Source organism: Lactiplantibacillus xiangfangensis, assembly GCF_001438845.1.
Classification (GTDB): domain Bacteria; phylum Bacillota; class Bacilli; order Lactobacillales; family Lactobacillaceae; genus Lactiplantibacillus; species Lactiplantibacillus xiangfangensis.
The window spans coordinates 1-15331 of record NZ_JQCL01000095.1 but is presented as its reverse complement, the minus strand read 5'-3'; the positions used below and the strand labels follow the sequence as shown (position 1 = coordinate 15331).

The 15331-nt window shown below is 46.5% G+C and carries 15 protein-coding genes; 1 reads left to right on the top strand and 14 read right to left on the bottom strand.

The window, feature by feature from the left end:
- Positions 1-158: 158 nt before the first annotated feature.
- From tuf to rpsO, 6 genes are all read right to left on the bottom strand, one after another.
- On the bottom strand, positions 159-1346 hold the full coding sequence (gene tuf, locus IV64_RS11845; RefSeq protein ID WP_057707446.1) for an elongation factor Tu: 1188 nt from the start codon (positions 1344-1346) through the stop codon (positions 159-161).
- 214 nt (positions 1347-1560) lie between these two features.
- Positions 1561-2472: a hypothetical protein gene (locus tag IV64_RS11840; RefSeq protein WP_057707445.1), complete on the bottom strand. Its 912-nt coding sequence runs from the start codon at positions 2470-2472 to the stop codon at positions 1561-1563.
- A 61-nt stretch (positions 2473-2533) separates the two neighbouring features.
- Entirely contained in the window at positions 2534-4255 is a 1722-nt protein-coding gene (locus IV64_RS11835; protein ID WP_057707444.1) for a ribonuclease J, read from the bottom strand.
- Between the two features lie 18 nt (positions 4256-4273).
- On the bottom strand, positions 4274-5146 hold the full coding sequence (dapA, locus tag IV64_RS11830) for a 4-hydroxy-tetrahydrodipicolinate synthase (RefSeq protein WP_057707443.1): 873 nt from the start codon (positions 5144-5146) through the stop codon (positions 4274-4276).
- 129 nt (positions 5147-5275) lie between these two features.
- Positions 5276-6475, bottom strand: a complete 1200-nt coding sequence (locus IV64_RS11825; RefSeq protein WP_057707442.1) for an MFS transporter — start codon at positions 6473-6475, stop codon at positions 5276-5278.
- Positions 6476-6616: 141 nt separating this feature from the next.
- Positions 6617-6886 (bottom strand): 30S ribosomal protein S15, encoded by a 270-nt coding sequence (rpsO, locus tag IV64_RS11820; RefSeq protein ID WP_057707441.1) that lies wholly within the window; start codon positions 6884-6886, stop codon positions 6617-6619.
- A 227-nt stretch (positions 6887-7113) separates the two neighbouring features.
- On the opposite strand from rpsO, the gene rpsT reads away from it, so the two are divergent.
- Positions 7114-7368 (top strand): 30S ribosomal protein S20, encoded by a 255-nt coding sequence (gene rpsT / locus IV64_RS11815; RefSeq protein WP_057707440.1) that lies wholly within the window; start codon positions 7114-7116, stop codon positions 7366-7368.
- A 120-nt stretch (positions 7369-7488) separates the two neighbouring features.
- Here the strand turns inward: rpsT and holA are convergent, their stop codons facing one another.
- From holA to IV64_RS11775, 8 genes are all read right to left on the bottom strand, one after another.
- Positions 7489-8529, bottom strand: coding sequence for a DNA polymerase III subunit delta (holA, locus tag IV64_RS11810; RefSeq protein ID WP_057707439.1), 1041 nt, complete (start codon positions 8527-8529; stop codon positions 7489-7491).
- Positions 8495-10783 (bottom strand): DNA internalization-related competence protein ComEC/Rec2, encoded by a 2289-nt coding sequence (locus IV64_RS11805; protein WP_057707438.1) that lies wholly within the window; start codon positions 10781-10783, stop codon positions 8495-8497. The genes holA and IV64_RS11805 overlap by 35 nt, the downstream gene beginning before the upstream one ends.
- A gap of 2 nt (positions 10784-10785) precedes the next feature.
- Positions 10786-11271, bottom strand: a complete 486-nt coding sequence (locus IV64_RS11800; protein ID WP_057707437.1) for a ComE operon protein 2 — start codon at positions 11269-11271, stop codon at positions 10786-10788.
- Positions 11272-11324: 53 nt separating this feature from the next.
- A complete protein-coding gene (locus IV64_RS11795; RefSeq protein ID WP_057707436.1) occupies positions 11325-12038 on the bottom strand; it encodes a ComEA family DNA-binding protein in 714 nt (237 codons plus the stop codon).
- 83 nt (positions 12039-12121) lie between these two features.
- Entirely contained in the window at positions 12122-13156 is a 1035-nt protein-coding gene (locus IV64_RS11790) for a SepM family pheromone-processing serine protease (RefSeq protein WP_057707435.1), read from the bottom strand.
- Positions 13157-13159: 3 nt separating this feature from the next.
- Complete coding sequence (coaD, locus tag IV64_RS11785; protein WP_057707434.1) at positions 13160-13639, bottom strand: pantetheine-phosphate adenylyltransferase; 480 nt, start codon at positions 13637-13639, stop codon at positions 13160-13162.
- A gap of 2 nt (positions 13640-13641) precedes the next feature.
- Positions 13642-14205 carry a 16S rRNA (guanine(966)-N(2))-methyltransferase RsmD gene (gene rsmD, locus IV64_RS11780; protein ID WP_057707433.1) on the bottom strand — a complete coding sequence of 188 codons (564 nt, stop codon included), beginning with the start codon at positions 14203-14205 and terminating at the stop codon, positions 13642-13644.
- A gap of 15 nt (positions 14206-14220) precedes the next feature.
- On the bottom strand, positions 14221-14520 hold the full coding sequence (locus IV64_RS11775; RefSeq protein ID WP_057707432.1) for a YlbG family protein: 300 nt from the start codon (positions 14518-14520) through the stop codon (positions 14221-14223).
- Between the last annotated feature and the right edge of the window lie 811 nt (positions 14521-15331).

Below are 15331 nucleotides of genomic sequence, written 5' to 3'. Positions count from 1 at the left end.
GCATACTTGTCAATTTTAACCTATCAATTCCATAAAGTAAACCAAATCAGCTAAAAAAGCGTATGCTTAGGCGTTTTATTGTGAACTTTCTTAAAAAAAGAGACTCGGAAGCAAGCTTCCAAGTCTCTTAAAGTGAATCAATGAAAATCAGTTAGAGATTAGTCATCAATTTCAGAAACGACACCGGCACCAACAGTATGGCCACCTTCACGAACAGTGAACTTAGTTCCCTTTTCGATAGCGGCTGGTTGGATTAATTCAACAGTGAACGTTACGTTGTCACCAGGCATAACCATTTCAACGCCATCTGGCAATTCGATAACACCAGTGATATCAGTGGTGTGGAAGTAGAATTGTGGACGGTAGTTTGAGAAGAATGGCGTATGACGGCCACCTTCTTCTTTGCTCAAGATATAAACTTCACCCTTGAACTTCTTATGGGTTTGGATCGAACCTGGCTTAGCTAAAACTTGGCCACGAACAACTTGTTCACGGTTAACACCACGTAATAACGCACCAATGTTGTCTCCGGCTTCACCTAAGTCAAGCGTCTTACGGAACATTTCAAGACCAGTAACAGTTGACTTCAAAACGTCTTCATGTAAACCGACGATTTCAACTTCGTCACCGACTTTAACAGTCCCACGGTCAATACGGCCAGAAGCAACGGTACCACGACCAGTGATTGAGAAAACATCTTCAACTGGCATCAAGAATGGCTTTTCAGTATCACGAACTGGAGTTGGGATATATTCATCAACAACATCCATTAAGTGTAAGATAACCTTTTCTTGTTCTGGGTCGCCTTCAAGAGCTTTAAGAGCTGAACCACGGATAACAGGAATATCGTCACCAGGGAAATCGTATTCTGAAAGTAATTCACGAACTTCCATTTCAACCAAGTCAACTAATTCGTCATCGTCAACAAGATCAGTCTTGTTTAAGAAGACAACGATGTAGTCAACACCAACTTGGCGAGCCAAAAGGATATGTTCACGCGTTTGTGGCATAGGACCATCAGTTGCGGCAACAACCAAGATAGCACCGTCCATTTGAGCGGCACCAGTGATCATGTTCTTAACGTAGTCAGCATGTCCTGGGGCATCGATATGAGCGTAATGACGCTTTTCAGTTTCATATTCAACGTGGGCAGTGTTGATAGTAATACCACGTTCACGTTCTTCAGGTGCAGCATCGATTGAGGCGAAGTCTTGTTCTTTAGCTAAGCCCTTTGAAGCCAATACCTTAGTGATTGCAGCAGTCAACGTAGTTTTCCCATGGTCAACGTGGCCAATAGTACCAATGTTTACATGGGGTTTTGTTCTTTCATAATGTTCTTTTGCCATTAATGAAACCTCCTGTGATTTTCGCAAGAATTGTGTCAGGACAAAAAATGTCCCGACAATTCTTTAGTTAATATTATACTACATCCCAGTAAAAAGGCCAAATCACGCACCCATCACTAGGAATCCTTAAACATTATATATAGACGGCTAGGATTTGTAAACAGATATTATCCAAAAAAATGAATTTTTGTAAGCAAAAGCTTATTGCTTACACTTATTTTTGCAAATCTTGGATCATTTGCTGGATTTTTTGTTGTACCGCAACGATTCGTGAAGTTTGTGGATTATTATTTTCAGAAAGTTGGCCCGTTTGTAACCCAACAAAAACCTTGACCCATACTTCCGCATCCAAAATAACCCGCTCAATTTGCGGATAGAGAAACATCAACTGTAAAGATAACAGCGCCTGAAGCCCCGCGTATAGTGTCGGGTCATCTTGCCCAATCATTTCCGTTAAGACTTGTTGTACCGCTAGACTAGTTGCATCTTCCCCCATTGCGGGTAAGGTTGCCGGCACAACCGTGACCCGTTGTTCATCAAACGTTTGCATCGTTACTTCGTCAGGCACCCCCATTGCGCAGAGCGTATAGAGCACTTCTACCCGTGAAAGTTGATGCAAAAACGGATCGACTAATAAAAACTTAGCCGCAGTTAAATATTTCCCGTAAGTTAAATGTTTAGCAGCCTGTAATCGTTCTGTCTGCGCACCGACTGGTTGATCGGATAAATGATAAAACTGGCGCATCGTCGTGTCCAAAGTGGTTGCCATGGTCTGCTCAGCTTGATTTTCTGCGGCTTGAATTCGATTCTGAGCACCGTGCGTCCAAGAACTCACCTGACGAGCATTGAGCAGGATATGTGCCGGAATAAACTGATGACTCTTCAGTAGTGCCGTCAAGTACAGGTCAGCTGCTTGATCCGTTTTAAGATACGTCTGTTCAAATTCCGCCGCGGTGGTGCTAGCTGCCAAAAATTGCTCATCGGCAACTAAGGCCGTCACCAACTGGTAATTGTTGTCCGCCGTCTGTTCAGCTTGATAGACCGTTTCCCATAAGCTCGCTGCCTCTGACCATTTTTCAGTTGCGGTTGCTTTTTCCGCCGCGGTACGGGTTTCTGCTAATGACACTCGTAAGCCCCCTATCAATTTTTTCCTAGCAAAAAAGCCGGGAACTAACCCGACCTTTTAACTAAGCTTGTTTTTCGGTTCCAGTTTCCGCTGTTTTTGCTTTTTTATGCCGCCGATGATGCTGGTTAACTTCCATGATAACCGGCAAAATCACGGGATGGCGCTTCGTTTGATCCCACAAGTAGTGGTTCAACTTTTCACGAACTGCTTGCTTTAAATGGCCCCAATCAAACTCTTTGTTGTCCAAGTTAGATTGAACCGTTTCTTTAACCAGTTCAGCGCTTTCTTGCATGAGGTCTTTGCTCGTTTTAACGTATACAAAGCCCCGGGAAGTGATTTTTGGCGTTGAAATAATTTTCTTCTTCTTCCGGTCAATTGTCACAACCGCAACAAAAATCCCGTCTTCAGATAAGATCTTCCGATCCCGTAAAACGATGTTTCCGATGTCACCGACACCGATCCCATCAATCATGGTATCGCCAACTTCAATTGAGCCGGACAAATGCATATTGTCGCCATCGTACGTGAGTTGGTCACCCTTAGCAGCAATAAAAATGTGGTCTTCAGGAATGCCGACTTCTTTTGCAAACGCCGCGTGTGCGTCCAATAAGCGGTATTCACCTTGAATTGGAATAAAGTACTCTGGCTTCATCAAATTCATCATCATTTGTAAATCGCGCTTTGTAGCGTGACCAGACGAATTCATTTCATCCGCAATGGCTTTGACGTCGGCACCGGCCCGGTAAATCATATCCCGGGTCTTAGCGACGACCGTTTCCATTGAGTGTGACGGCGTCGTCGTAATGAAGACTAAGTCGCCCTTTTCAATATTAACTTTGCCCTCTTGCTTGTTGGACATCCGTTGTAATGCCTTGATGGGTTCACCCATTCGGCCCGTTTGTAAAATGACTACTTGGTTTGGTTCAAGGCTGTCAATCGACTTAAGTGGAACCACGACGTCTTCAGGCATCCGTAACTTGCCTAACTTAATCGCCGTGTTAATAATGCTTTCCACGTCACCTGGCATTAGCGCCACTTTGCGCCCAGCCTTGGCCGCTGCGTCTAACACTTGCTGAATACGCAAAATGTTTGATGCAACTGAAGCTACAATAATCCGACCGGGATGATACTTGAAAGTCTCTAACACGTAAGAGGCAATTTCACGTTCACTAACTGGTTGGTCAAAGTTTTCAGCATTGGCTGAATCACTTAATAGCGCCAATACGTGCTTAGAACCAATTTCAGCTAAGCGTGCAAAATCGGTCTGATAGTCACCCTCTGCGGTCGGGTCAAACTTGAAGTCACCCGTGTAAACAATCGAACCCGCATCAGTTTGTAAGACAATTCCCATTGAATCAGGGATCGAATGCGTTGTCCGGAAGAACGAAGCCGTGACATTGCCAAAATCAATTTCGGTCTTTTCGTTAACAATGTGAAAGTCGTTAAACTTCTTTGCCTTCGGATCCTTTTGTAATTGGATCTTGGCCAATTCAATCGTTAATTCTGAACCAAAAACGGGCACGTTAAACTCATTTAAGAAGTATGGTAACGCCCCAATTGCATCCGCATGGCCATGAGTCAAGAAGACCCCGACGATTCGGTCAGCATTTTCCCGCAAATAACTGAAGTCAGGGATCACAATATCGATTCCTAATAGTTCATTTTCCGGGTATTTCAAACCGCAGTCTAAGATGTAAATGTCATCATCAATTTCCACGGCGTACATATTTTTTCCATTTTCACGAACCCCACCAAAGGGGGTAATTTGTATTTTAGAGCTCAATTATTTCACCTTGATTCATTAAATATTTAAAGTCATATACAACTGTTTACTTTGTTCAGCGTTTAAAGGTAAGATCGGTAACCGTGGATCACCCACGGGTTGGCCAAGATGGTTCAGGGCCGCTTTTACTGGCGATGGTGATGGTGCACTAAAGAGTGCGCTCATTTTGGGTGTCAGATCCCGTTGGTAACGAGCTGCAGTCGCGATATCACCCTTGGCAACGGCTTGATACATCGCCGTCATTTCATCACCGTATAAGTGACTAGCCACGGAAATCACGCCGGCCCCACCAATTTCTTTAGCAGCCAGGCTCTGCGCATCTTCACCGGTGTAAACTAAAAAGTCTGCCGGTGCATTTTCAACAATCGCGCCAAATTCTTCCATCGAAGCACATTGCTTAATCCCGATGATATTTGGATTTTGCGCCAGTGTTAAAACGGTCTTGACTTCCATCTTGACGATGACCCGTCCCGGGATATTATAAATAATCACTGGAAGGCCACCCTGGTCTGCAACCGCCGTAAAGTGAGCAATCATTCCGGCCTGGTCTGGCTTGTTGTAGTAAGGCACAACGACTAAAGCCGCGTCGATGCCTTCAATTTGACTGACTCTTTTAGTGAATGCAATCGTTGCCGCGGTACTATTAGAACCCGTCCCAGCAACAATTGGCACCCGTCCGGCAACAATTTTAGCCGTCTTTTTTAGTAAGTCCAACTTTTCAGTTTCAGATAAAGTTGGGGCCTCACCAGTGGTTCCGCCAACGATTAGTCCCTGAGTCCCGTGTGCGAGTAAGTGCTCAATTAAACTCTTTAGCCGGTCATCGTCTAATTGTTGTTGGTCATCAAACGGGGTCACCATGGCAGTCATTAAGTCAACGTTTTCAAAATTCATGAATTAAAAACTCCTCTATATATTAAGTTTTACAAGTACCTACGTACCTGAACCGATTAAGTAACTCTCCCCAGTTTACCACATTTTTATATAAAGCAATAGTTGAACCATTTCCGTACGCCCCATTGCCTACTCGTGCTCCCGGTGACGTAAAAAATAACGCCCCCATAACCCTAAAGCAACCAGTTCTAACACCGCCGTCACTAAGAAAATCGGTTGGTAGCCCCAAGCATTGGCTACTAGCACTGCTAAGCCCGGACCTAAAACATTTCCACAAGCTTGGGCTGACTGGTTCAAGCTAAAGATTCGTCCAAAGGTTTCCCGCGGCACCCGTTCGACCGTAATCACTTGAATGGCTGGTAGTAAGGCGGCATCAGCGACACCCAAAATTAAGCGACAGGCAATCAGTTGACCAACGTTATGTACAAAACTCGTCAGGGCTAAATCAACGATTGCTAAGCCGAAAAAGATTAGTAGGCACCGCTCAGCCCCTAGTCGGTCTATCAAACGACCGACCCGGCCAGCCATTAAAATCGTCGCAATTCCCGGTGTGGCCGCAACGATTCCGGTCATTAGAACGACTAACTGTGACTGTGGCACTAGTTGCGCGACAAATAGACTTAGTAAGGGCGTCACGGCGTTCGTGGTTGCCTGAATCACTAGTAACGATGTAAATAAGGCCGTCAAAAATGGCACACCCAATTGACGTAACACTGGTCCTAATGGTGGCAACGCGGTGGGACTGATTACGGTGACTCGTTCTTCAACCCCAATCCAAGTCATGACAAAAACAAGTCCCATTAGTGCACTCGTCACAAAAAAGGCCCCCCGATAACCCACCGTGCTGGCAAGCACACTACCCAGCAACGGTCCCATTAATGTCCCACTAATACTGCCAGTCACAAGTTTACTGAGCATTTGTCCGCGCTTAGCGGGTGGTGCCGTTAACGAAATCAGCGCATTAGCATTATTAATATAGCCCGAAAACGCCCCTTGGAGTGCCCGCAAAACCAATAGTGTCGTCACATTTGGTGCAAGGCCCACGCCTAAAATCGTAAAGGTCATCACACCGGACGCCCGTAGACACATCAGTTTGCGCCCCTTCTGATCCGCCAGTCGTCCCCATAACGGTGCGACTAGTGCTTTGCACGCATAGGTAATGGCAAACGCCGCGGCCCCCAATACATTTAGTTGCGCCGTGGTAAACGACCCCAGCGTTTGAATATACAACACAATGAAGGGCAACGTCATTGCATTGCCCAAATCAGTAACTAAACTACCAAACCAAAGAATCCGAAAATTCCGTGTTAATGAACGAGTTATTTGCATCCCTGTTCCCTACTTTCTGCTAATTCTCGTTCAGTATAGCGAACAACCGTTTGGTCTTGATGTAGTTTATGTAATTTTTTAGTAATGGTTAAAAATGTAAAAAAAAAGAACCACCCGAAGGCAGTTCTCTCGATTTCAATATTAACGACGAAGCCCAAGACTTTGGATCAAGTCACGGTAACGGTTAACGTCTTCTTTACGAAGATATGCTAACAAGTTACGACGATGACCGATTTTCTTCATTAACCCACGTTGTGAGTGGAAGTCCTTCTTGTGAACACGTAAATGTTCGTTTAATTCGTTGATGTCTTCAGTTAAAACTGCAACTTGAACTTCAACTGAACCAGTGTCGCCTTCGTGACGGCCAAACTTATTAATAAGTTCCGTCTTCTTTTCGCGTGAAATTGCCATGTGTATCAACCACCTTTCAAATAATTGCCCTAAACTGAGTAAGTCGTTGGTGGTGCGCGATAAACTAAGTAAAGGGTTGCTGAACACTTAAGATAGTTTAGCAAACTAGTCCCCAAAAATCAACCCCAAACGCATATCAAGATAAATTACTTTACACATAACTGTTGCATTCAAGCCGGGGCTTATGTATAATAGCATTTGTTGAAAAAATGATGGAGGTGAATCTGATGCCAATTATCAAATCCGCTATTGAACGCGTGAAAACAAACAATAAAGCAAATGTCCGGAACACTGCACAAATGAGTGCAATGCGGACTGCTGTTAAAAAATTCGAAAATGCTAAAACTGCCGGTGCCGACAACGTCGATGATTTATACATCGCCGCTGTAAGTGCTGTTGACAAGGCTGCTACCAAGGGTCTTATCAAGCGCAACAAAGCTGCACGTGACAAGTCACGTATGGCCGCACGTTACGCTAAGTAATGTCATTTAACTCCCGAGCATCGCGACGGAGTTTTTTTGTACCCTTAATTAATAAAAAAGCTGATTTAGAAGTGAAAAAACTTCTGAACCAGCTTTTTTGTTATTTTTACCCAATTTCAGCTATCGTGTCACCACCGCACGCCGATCATTAACGAATTGGACCATAAAAAGTTCAAATAAGAGTTCAGGGTCCCGCTGCGTCGTCTTCATTTGGACCTCCGTCTGCAGTAAACCTAAATAAGCAGCCCGTAACGCCGGTTGGTCAAAATGTCGTACCATTTGCATCGCTAGCTTAACCCGATACGGATGGACCTTTAGCGTGCTGGCCAAGCTCCCCTGACTATATCCAGCCCGAGCTAAGATTTTCACTTGTAGTAGCAAACGAAACTGTCCGAGTAAAATCGCATTAATTTTTAGCGGTGCTTCTTGAGAAGCGACCAGCTCATGGTACAACTCCACCGCAGCCTTCGTTTGATATCGTAAAACGTCGTTGACTAAGTCAAAAACGTTTTGCGTCAATGACTTGGTCACCAACGCTTCAACCGCAGCTAACTCGATACGCTGTGACTGGGCCGCATAAATCATTAGTTTGGGTAGCTGCCCCATAATCAATCCCAGTTGGCCGTCCGTGCGGTTAAACAATTCTTGTAAGGCGTCCGCATCAATTGAAATTTGTTTGGCCTTTAATGCGTCTTGAACGTATTCCTGCGTTTCTCGTTCGGAGACTTGATTGACGTCAATTATCGTGGCGTTCTTCTTCAACGTCTTAACAAGTTTCTTACGCGCGTCTAGTTTTTCATACGGTGCCATCAAGACTAAAATCGTACTCGGTTCGGGATGCTCAAAATAACGTTGTAACGACTCCAAGTCGTGATCAACCTTTGTCTTTTTCATTTCGCCAGTTAAGAAATACGGATGGTTCACAAATACTAGCCGCCGTTCACCAAAGAACGGTGCCGACATCGCATCGTCCAATGCGACCGCGACCGGCGTCGTCTCCATATCATAACTGCCGACATTCATCGTGCGCTCTTCCGTAGGGATCAACTGTAACAACGCTTGTTTTAGTTGATCCGCAAGGTAATCTACAGTCCCTAAAACCACGTAAATGGACGCTAAATTTCGCTTATAAATTGCTTTCAGGGCTTGTTGTGCGTTGATATAAATTACCTTCTTTCAAAAATGTTTGCCAGCTTCCCGGCTGTCCACCACCAAACTGGTACGTGATCATTCCTTGCAGCGCCGTTGAATAGGTTTGAATCCGTTGTGTGCGCAGCGTATCCAACGTTTCCTGGTTTGGATGCCCGTACCGGTTATGCCGACCAACCGACAAGATCCCCATTTTGACGCCTAATTGTCGCAACGCTTGGGGATCAGAAGCCGTTTTACTACCATGGTGTCCCAATTTTAACACGTCCACGTGCATTTGCGGATAGCGAGTTGCGATGGCGCGCTCACCCGCCCGGTCCAAATCACCGCTGAACATGAAGCGTCGTTGCCCAAAGACTCCCGTTAACACCAGTGAATCTTCATTTTCCGCTTTACCCGGATGAAACGGATGGACTGCGGTTAAACCATCTTCAAATTGCATCCCCGCCAACGCTTCCACAACTTGTGGCGGTCGGAGCGCTGGTTTCAATAATTGCTGAAACTTAGGTAATTTTGCCATTCCAGCCGGTACAACAACGCGCCTAACCGGCATTAGGGCTAAGAGCGCGCCAAGATCACCGATATGATCAACGTCTTTATGGGATAAATAAACCGTATCAAGGTGCGTAATTCCTAACCGGTGCAAATAATTAACGGTGATCGTTTCGACTCGCGGTCGGCTAACGGTTCCATCCGCCTGCCAACTAGGCACTGGAAATTTCAACCGGCCGCCCGTATCAATTAGACTCACGCTCCGATTGAACGGCTGCCGAATCAAGATGGAATCGCCCTGACCAACGTCAATAAACTGAACGGCACCCCGCAACGGAAAGTGAAGACTCAATATACAGCTTCCATAGGCCACTAGCAACCGCGTAAATCCACGTTTACAAGGGGTTCTCAAGGCCCATAAACTTAGCAAGCCGAGCCCCCATGCCCATAACGCGGATGGTTGCCCAATAATCAGTAACCCCGGTAGACCGGCGACCGCGTCAATGAACCGTTGAAACCCAGCCAGTAGTCCATCACACCACAGCGCCAATCCAGGCAGTATCAATCCCAGACTAGCCCCCATCATCGTAACTGGTAGTAACACCCAACTAAATAACGGGGCCACGAGCAAGTTAACGGCGATTGTCAACAAATGCCACTGCGCAGTTGCAACTAATAACACGGGCAAGCTGATCACCTGAACCCAGCCTGCTAGGCGCCACACCGACTGCTTTGGTCCAACCATTAGCAACAATGCTAGCCCATAGCTCAGCTGACCGCCCAACTGTAACAAGACCAACGGATTATGAATAATTCCAATAATGAGTGCCCAGCTCCAGCCCACCAGCGCCGCCTGACGCTGATGCGTTAAATGTTGCCAAATGATGGGTAACCCAGCCGTCACCACTGCGCGTTGTAAACTGTCGGCCCCACCACCCAAAACAAGGTAAGCCGGTAACCAGCTTAATAACCACCAATCAATGGTTGGCAGGCTCAGTCGCAACCGAATCAATCCCCACCGTAAAAGGCTTAAAAATAAGACGACGTGCATTCCCGATAAACTAAATAGGTGCAATAAGCCTAACTGTTGGACACCAGCCATCGCCGTGTGGAAATTAGCCGGACGCATGCCAATCAACAGACTCGTCGCGTACAACCGTAACGTTGGCGGCAGTCGCTGACAAGCCCGGGCAAAACCAGCCCGCCACTGATGGATTTTATCGACAACGCTGATTAGACCGGTCCGGGGTGCTACCGTCATGCCACCCAGATTGGTGACCGTATATTGCCGATAAATCCCTTGTCCCCGGTAATAGTTCGGTGCGTTGAACTGGCCCGGATTCGTTGGCGGTGCCACGGCTGATAACGTTCCGGTCACTCGCCAGTTAGTCCGCTGCTTGAGCTGTTCCAACTGATGCTTCTGGGCCGCAGACGCTAACTTGCCATAAACAATTAGTTTGCCATAACGCACCGAAGTGCCTACTAATTGATACTGACCACCCCGAGCATTAACGGCATCCGGTTGAACGGCCAGCTGAAGCGTAGCAGTTCGTGGCCGTTCCCGACTGATTTGCGCAAATTGTTGATTGCGCCACGCTAACCAGCCCCCAATACCAACCAACAAAACCAACGTCAGTATTAAGCAACGCCGGTCTTTTAAGAAAACGATTCGTAGCAACCAGAGTCCTAATAACACCGCTGCAATCCATTGCTGCCCAACTAACCAACTACTTAACAGGCCAACGGCAATTGCGGCGAAAAACGGTGCACGCATTCTTAGTGGTTGCTAAGTAAAATCTGATCTAACCCAAGCTTATCAAGGTCGGCTTGATCAAATTTAACTTGTTGTAGCGCAACGTTCTTTCGTTTGATCAGTGACATTGCATAGTCGTCGTTGTGATAGTTGCGTAAGTAATGAATCTTTTGAATCCCAGCCTGTAGTAACATTTTTGTACACTGCAAACATGGAAAGTCGGTCACGTAAATCTCAGCACCATCCGTGGCCGCGCCAAATTTTGCACACTGCAAGATTGCATTCATTTCTGCATGGATCGTGCGCATACAATGACCATCAACTAAGTAACAGCCCTCGTCAATACAATGAACGTCCCCGGAAACGGAACCGTTATATCCGCCCGCAATAATTCGTTTGTCGCGTACGATCGTTGCGCCGACCGAGAGTCGCTCGCAGGTACTTCGTGTCGATAATAAAACCGCTTGCATCATGAAATATTGATCCCATGGAATTCGTTGATCCTTCATTCTGATTGCCTCACTTTCAATGACAGTAGTATACCAAATTGTGCAGCTAGGTACTAGACGGTGAGTTGGTCCTTAAACTTTGCAATCGTTTTTGCCCCAAAACCCGAAATATTTTTTAAATCATCAATGCTCTTAAACGGCCCGTGCTGCTGCCGATAATCAATGATTTTTTGCGCCTTTTTTTGTCCAATCCCTTTAATGGACTGAAAAGCCGTCACGTCAGCTGAGTTGATGTTAATGGGGCCCTGACTCGTTTGACTGGTCATGTGCGCTTTAGACGGTACCGTGCTTGAAGAAGTTGCCGGCCCAGTTGACCCCGGGTTCGGTAATGCCACGTGTGATTCGCCTTTTACAGGAACGTAAATCACCTGCTGGTCCGTCACTTTAGCCGCTAAATTCACCTGTTGCTGGTCCGCTTGTGGCTGCAATCCCTGTGCCAACGCAATCACGTCGGCCACCCGCATCGTTGCCTGTACCTGATAAACCCCGGGCTTTTTAACGGCCCCCTTCACATCGACGTATAGCGGTCCTGATGAACGGGACTGACCACTGCTCATTAATGTGCTTTTAGGAGACCCAGACCGTTCCTTTGCCGCTATTCCTGACTGGCTACTGCTGGTACTCGTGAGTGCCACCGGTGACGCTGCCACGGGTGCACGCAACTGGCTCACTGTCCACCAACCACCTATGACGAATAGAATGCTGACGATGCCCGTCACTGCTAACCGTGGGTGCACCTTGATCCATTGCCAAATTTCTTCCTTCATCGCAACTACCCCCTGTTACTTATTAGTTACGCTAACCGGAAGTTAAACCCACGAAAAAAAGATTGGACTCTCGTCACAATCTTTTAGTGCGTTTCTAAATAATGAACGGCCTGTTTAAACGACGTTACCGGTACAACCCGCATTTTTGGGGCATACTTTTTGGCCGTCGCCTTTGCCATCTGGTAGTTGGTCTGATGATCGGCTTCCAAGGCTAAAATGGTCTTCGTTGGTTTGACGTATGGCGCAAAGAAAATGGTTGCACCTGCTTCTTTAGCCGCAATAATCTTCTTATCGATCCCACCAATTTCACCAACGGAACCGTCCGGATTGATTGTCCCCGTCCCAGCAATTTTTTGTCCGTGCCGTAAATTATGGTCGGTCAGTTGCTGGTAAATTTGCAAGCTGAACATTAAGCCCGCGGACGGGCCACCAATTTCGCCCGGATCAACTTTGACTGGAATCTTGGTCGTCACTTTAACGTTATCGGTCAATCCAATCCCGATTCCCGCACGGTGCGTACTCAACTTAATTAATGGGGCTGTCGCCCGTTTCATCTTGCCGGCATGTTGATACGTAACGGTGATAGATTTGCCCACACCGCGACTCGCAATGTATCGCTGGTATCCCTGCGCATTCGCAAAGTGCTTCCCATTCACCTTCGTGATGGTATCGCCAACTTTAATCTTGTTTTTAAACTTAGAATTCGACTGCACAGTTAGGACGTAAATCCCTTGATAAGTTTTATGGTAAGTCTGATGCGCCGCCCCATACGCAGTCGCAATCGCTTCATTGATCGCACTTTGCATGTAAAAAGTTTGAACCCGGTCATAAGTAGCACTATCCTGCCCACCGTTTACTTCTTCATCGCTGACGACGTCGTAGTGCGGGTTGAGCTGCGCATAGAGCCACGTAATTGGTCGCGCTGGTGCAAGGCCAACCGACGTTAGCATAAACTTACCCTTCCGTTTATCGGGATGCTGTTTCACCGTCACAAAAGCTTTCAAATTATCGGCACTGCCAGGACCTTCTACGTAATAGGGCAAGGGAATCCAAAACAGTCCTAAAATAACGACAACGGCCACTAGCCAGCCCCAATAGTGCTTGAAAAATTTTCTCATAGGCTACGCCTTAAAACGTTGGTGCAATTTTTGGGCAACCGCCGTTGGGACGTATTCGGAAATATCGGCGCCCATCTTTGCGATTTCCTTGATCAAACTAGAGGAGAAGTACGCATACGGCGGCCGTGCAATCAGACAAACCGTCTCAATTTGGTCATTGAGTGATTTGTTCATCCACGCGATATCGCGTTCATAACCAAAATCCTGCTCATTGCGCAGGCCCCGGATCAGGACAGTCGCATCGACCTTAGTCATAAAATCAACGGTTAATCCGGCCGCTGCTTGGACCGTGACATTTGGCAAATCACGTACCTCGGCCTGGATCATTGCAACTTTCTCATCCTTAGTGAACAGTGGTTGTTTACTCGTATTGACCATCACCGCGACGATCAAGTGATCGACTAACCGACTCGCCCGCTGAATCAAGTCTAAATGGCCGCGGGTCACCGGATCAAAGCTTCCCGGGAATACTGCCGTAATCATACTTACGCCTCCGCTTCTACTTTTTGGTAAATCGTAATGATTGTAATACCATAATCTTGACGCCGAATCAGTTTAAACCCAGCCAACGTCTCTGGTAGTTGGGCATTGGCATCCGTTTCACAGACGATCCGACACCCTTCGTTCAATAAGCCTAATTCGTCACAACGGGTAATGTCTTTTACAATTTGTTGCTTGGCATAGGGTGGATCTAAAAAGACTAGGTCAAACCGGTCTTGTTGTGTTGCTAATCGGTCTAAGACCCGTTGAGCATCTCCTTTGATCACTTCAAAGCGGTCCGCCGCCTTAGTGACCGTAATGTTATCTTTAATCGTTTTAATGGCCTGGTATTGACGATCAATCAATACGGCATGGTCAACCCCACGTGAAACGGCTTCAATACTCAAGCCACCACTTCCCGCAAATAGGTCCAACGACTGGCCACCATCAAAGTACGGGCCAATAATATTAAAGACCGCCTCTTTGACCTTATCAGTCGTCGGTCTAGTCTGCATTCCCGGCACTGCCTTCAGTCGCCGGCCACCAAAATCTCCTGCTACGATTCGCATTATTCTTTCACCAACTTAATCTTCATCATCGATTGGGAACGCGTTTGATTCCGGCTTAAAGAAGCCTTTATCCACCCGTTCACCAAAATTCATTGCCACGTCGGGCCGGTATGACGGTTCGACTTTACGGACAAAGTTTAACTTATTAATTTTTGCTGTCATTGCTGGGACCTCCGCTTCGTCCATGTATAAAACGACGTAGCGTCCCTTGCGTGATTGGTACTGAATAATACCAAAACGCTTTAATTGCCGTACCTGCTTCATTGAATGCATGTACACAATCAACGCGCGGCGCGGCTTAATGGTAAATTCCATCGAACGGTCACCTCTTCTACTTTGAGTTGCTGTTTAAATGTTAGGCTAGATTAGCGATTTCGTCAACTAAGAGTATGAGCATAACTCACAATTATTCCGTCCCCATTGCACATCTATCACTCTCGGCATTCAGATGACAACTAAAGATTGAATTTGCTAAAAACTAGTTCAATCGTTGCCACAGCACTGCATATCATCAGAAGATTTTCGGCGCTCCGCCGGCAGAATCAGTGGGCCATGGGGTCGGCTGCAGACAAACAACGGTCTTCCGCCTCGCTTGAAAGCCTCAAAGGACAAGTCTTTCAAGTCGCCCCGCACTGTAACCTGGTTCTACCGTCTACGCTAAAATTGGTCTAAAACAAACCGGTTAAATTTGTCAGCACCCTCAACATAGCTAGAAGTTTTCTATGATAAATCTTGCTTTCATCGGATGATCGGAGGTTGCCACTGATGGCATCGGTCGTGAAGGTGGTGTTGACGCGACGCTTTTTGCCGGGTCTACACCACGGACGGTCCGGGACAATTGCGTCTTTTGCAGTTGTTCTGGGCGAGGGGCTAGACCGCTCCCCAGGCTAGCCCCGGTCCCACGACTGCATGTCGTCAGTGGCAACCGGAATAGCTTACAAGTACTAATTTTTATTGGTTTAGATACTGATATAGCAGTACTTAATCCTTAAACTTAACTTTTAACCTTTAGATGGTAAAAAAAGAACCGTCACAATCTGTGACGATTCTTCATTCAGTACTAATTAGTTTGGCTCTAGAATATTGGGTGTTGATGGAAATCCATCAACACCCAATTTTTGTGTAA

Excerpts from the sequence above, each read along its gene's own strand:
- tuf (WP_057707446.1), bottom strand. The coding sequence starts at position 1,346 with ATGGCAAAAGAACATTATGAAAGAACAAAACCCCATGTAAACATTGGT.
- dapA (WP_057707443.1), bottom strand. The coding sequence starts at position 5,146 with ATGAATTTTGAAAACGTTGACTTAATGACTGCCATGGTGACCCCGTTT.
- IV64_RS11825 (WP_057707442.1), bottom strand. The coding sequence starts at position 6,475 with ATGCAAATAACTCGTTCATTAACACGGAATTTTCGGATTCTTTGGTTT.
- rpsO (WP_057707441.1), bottom strand. The coding sequence starts at position 6,886 with ATGGCAATTTCACGCGAAAAGAAGACGGAACTTATTAATAAGTTTGGC.
- rpsT (WP_057707440.1), top strand. The coding sequence starts at position 7,114 with ATGCCAATTATCAAATCCGCTATTGAACGCGTGAAAACAAACAATAAA.
- IV64_RS11805 (WP_057707438.1), bottom strand. The coding sequence starts at position 10,783 with ATGCGTGCACCGTTTTTCGCCGCAATTGCCGTTGGCCTGTTAAGTAGT.
- IV64_RS11800 (WP_057707437.1), bottom strand. The coding sequence starts at position 11,271 with ATGAAGGATCAACGAATTCCATGGGATCAATATTTCATGATGCAAGCG.
- IV64_RS11795 (WP_057707436.1), bottom strand. The coding sequence starts at position 12,038 with ATGAAGGAAGAAATTTGGCAATGGATCAAGGTGCACCCACGGTTAGCA.
- IV64_RS11790 (WP_057707435.1), bottom strand. The coding sequence starts at position 13,156 with ATGAGAAAATTTTTCAAGCACTATTGGGGCTGGCTAGTGGCCGTTGTC.
- coaD (WP_057707434.1), bottom strand. The coding sequence starts at position 13,639 with ATGATTACGGCAGTATTCCCGGGAAGCTTTGATCCGGTGACCCGCGGC.
- rsmD (WP_057707433.1), bottom strand. The coding sequence starts at position 14,205 with ATGCGAATCGTAGCAGGAGATTTTGGTGGCCGGCGACTGAAGGCAGTG.
- IV64_RS11775 (WP_057707432.1), bottom strand. The coding sequence starts at position 14,520 with ATGGAATTTACCATTAAGCCGCGCCGCGCGTTGATTGTGTACATGCAT.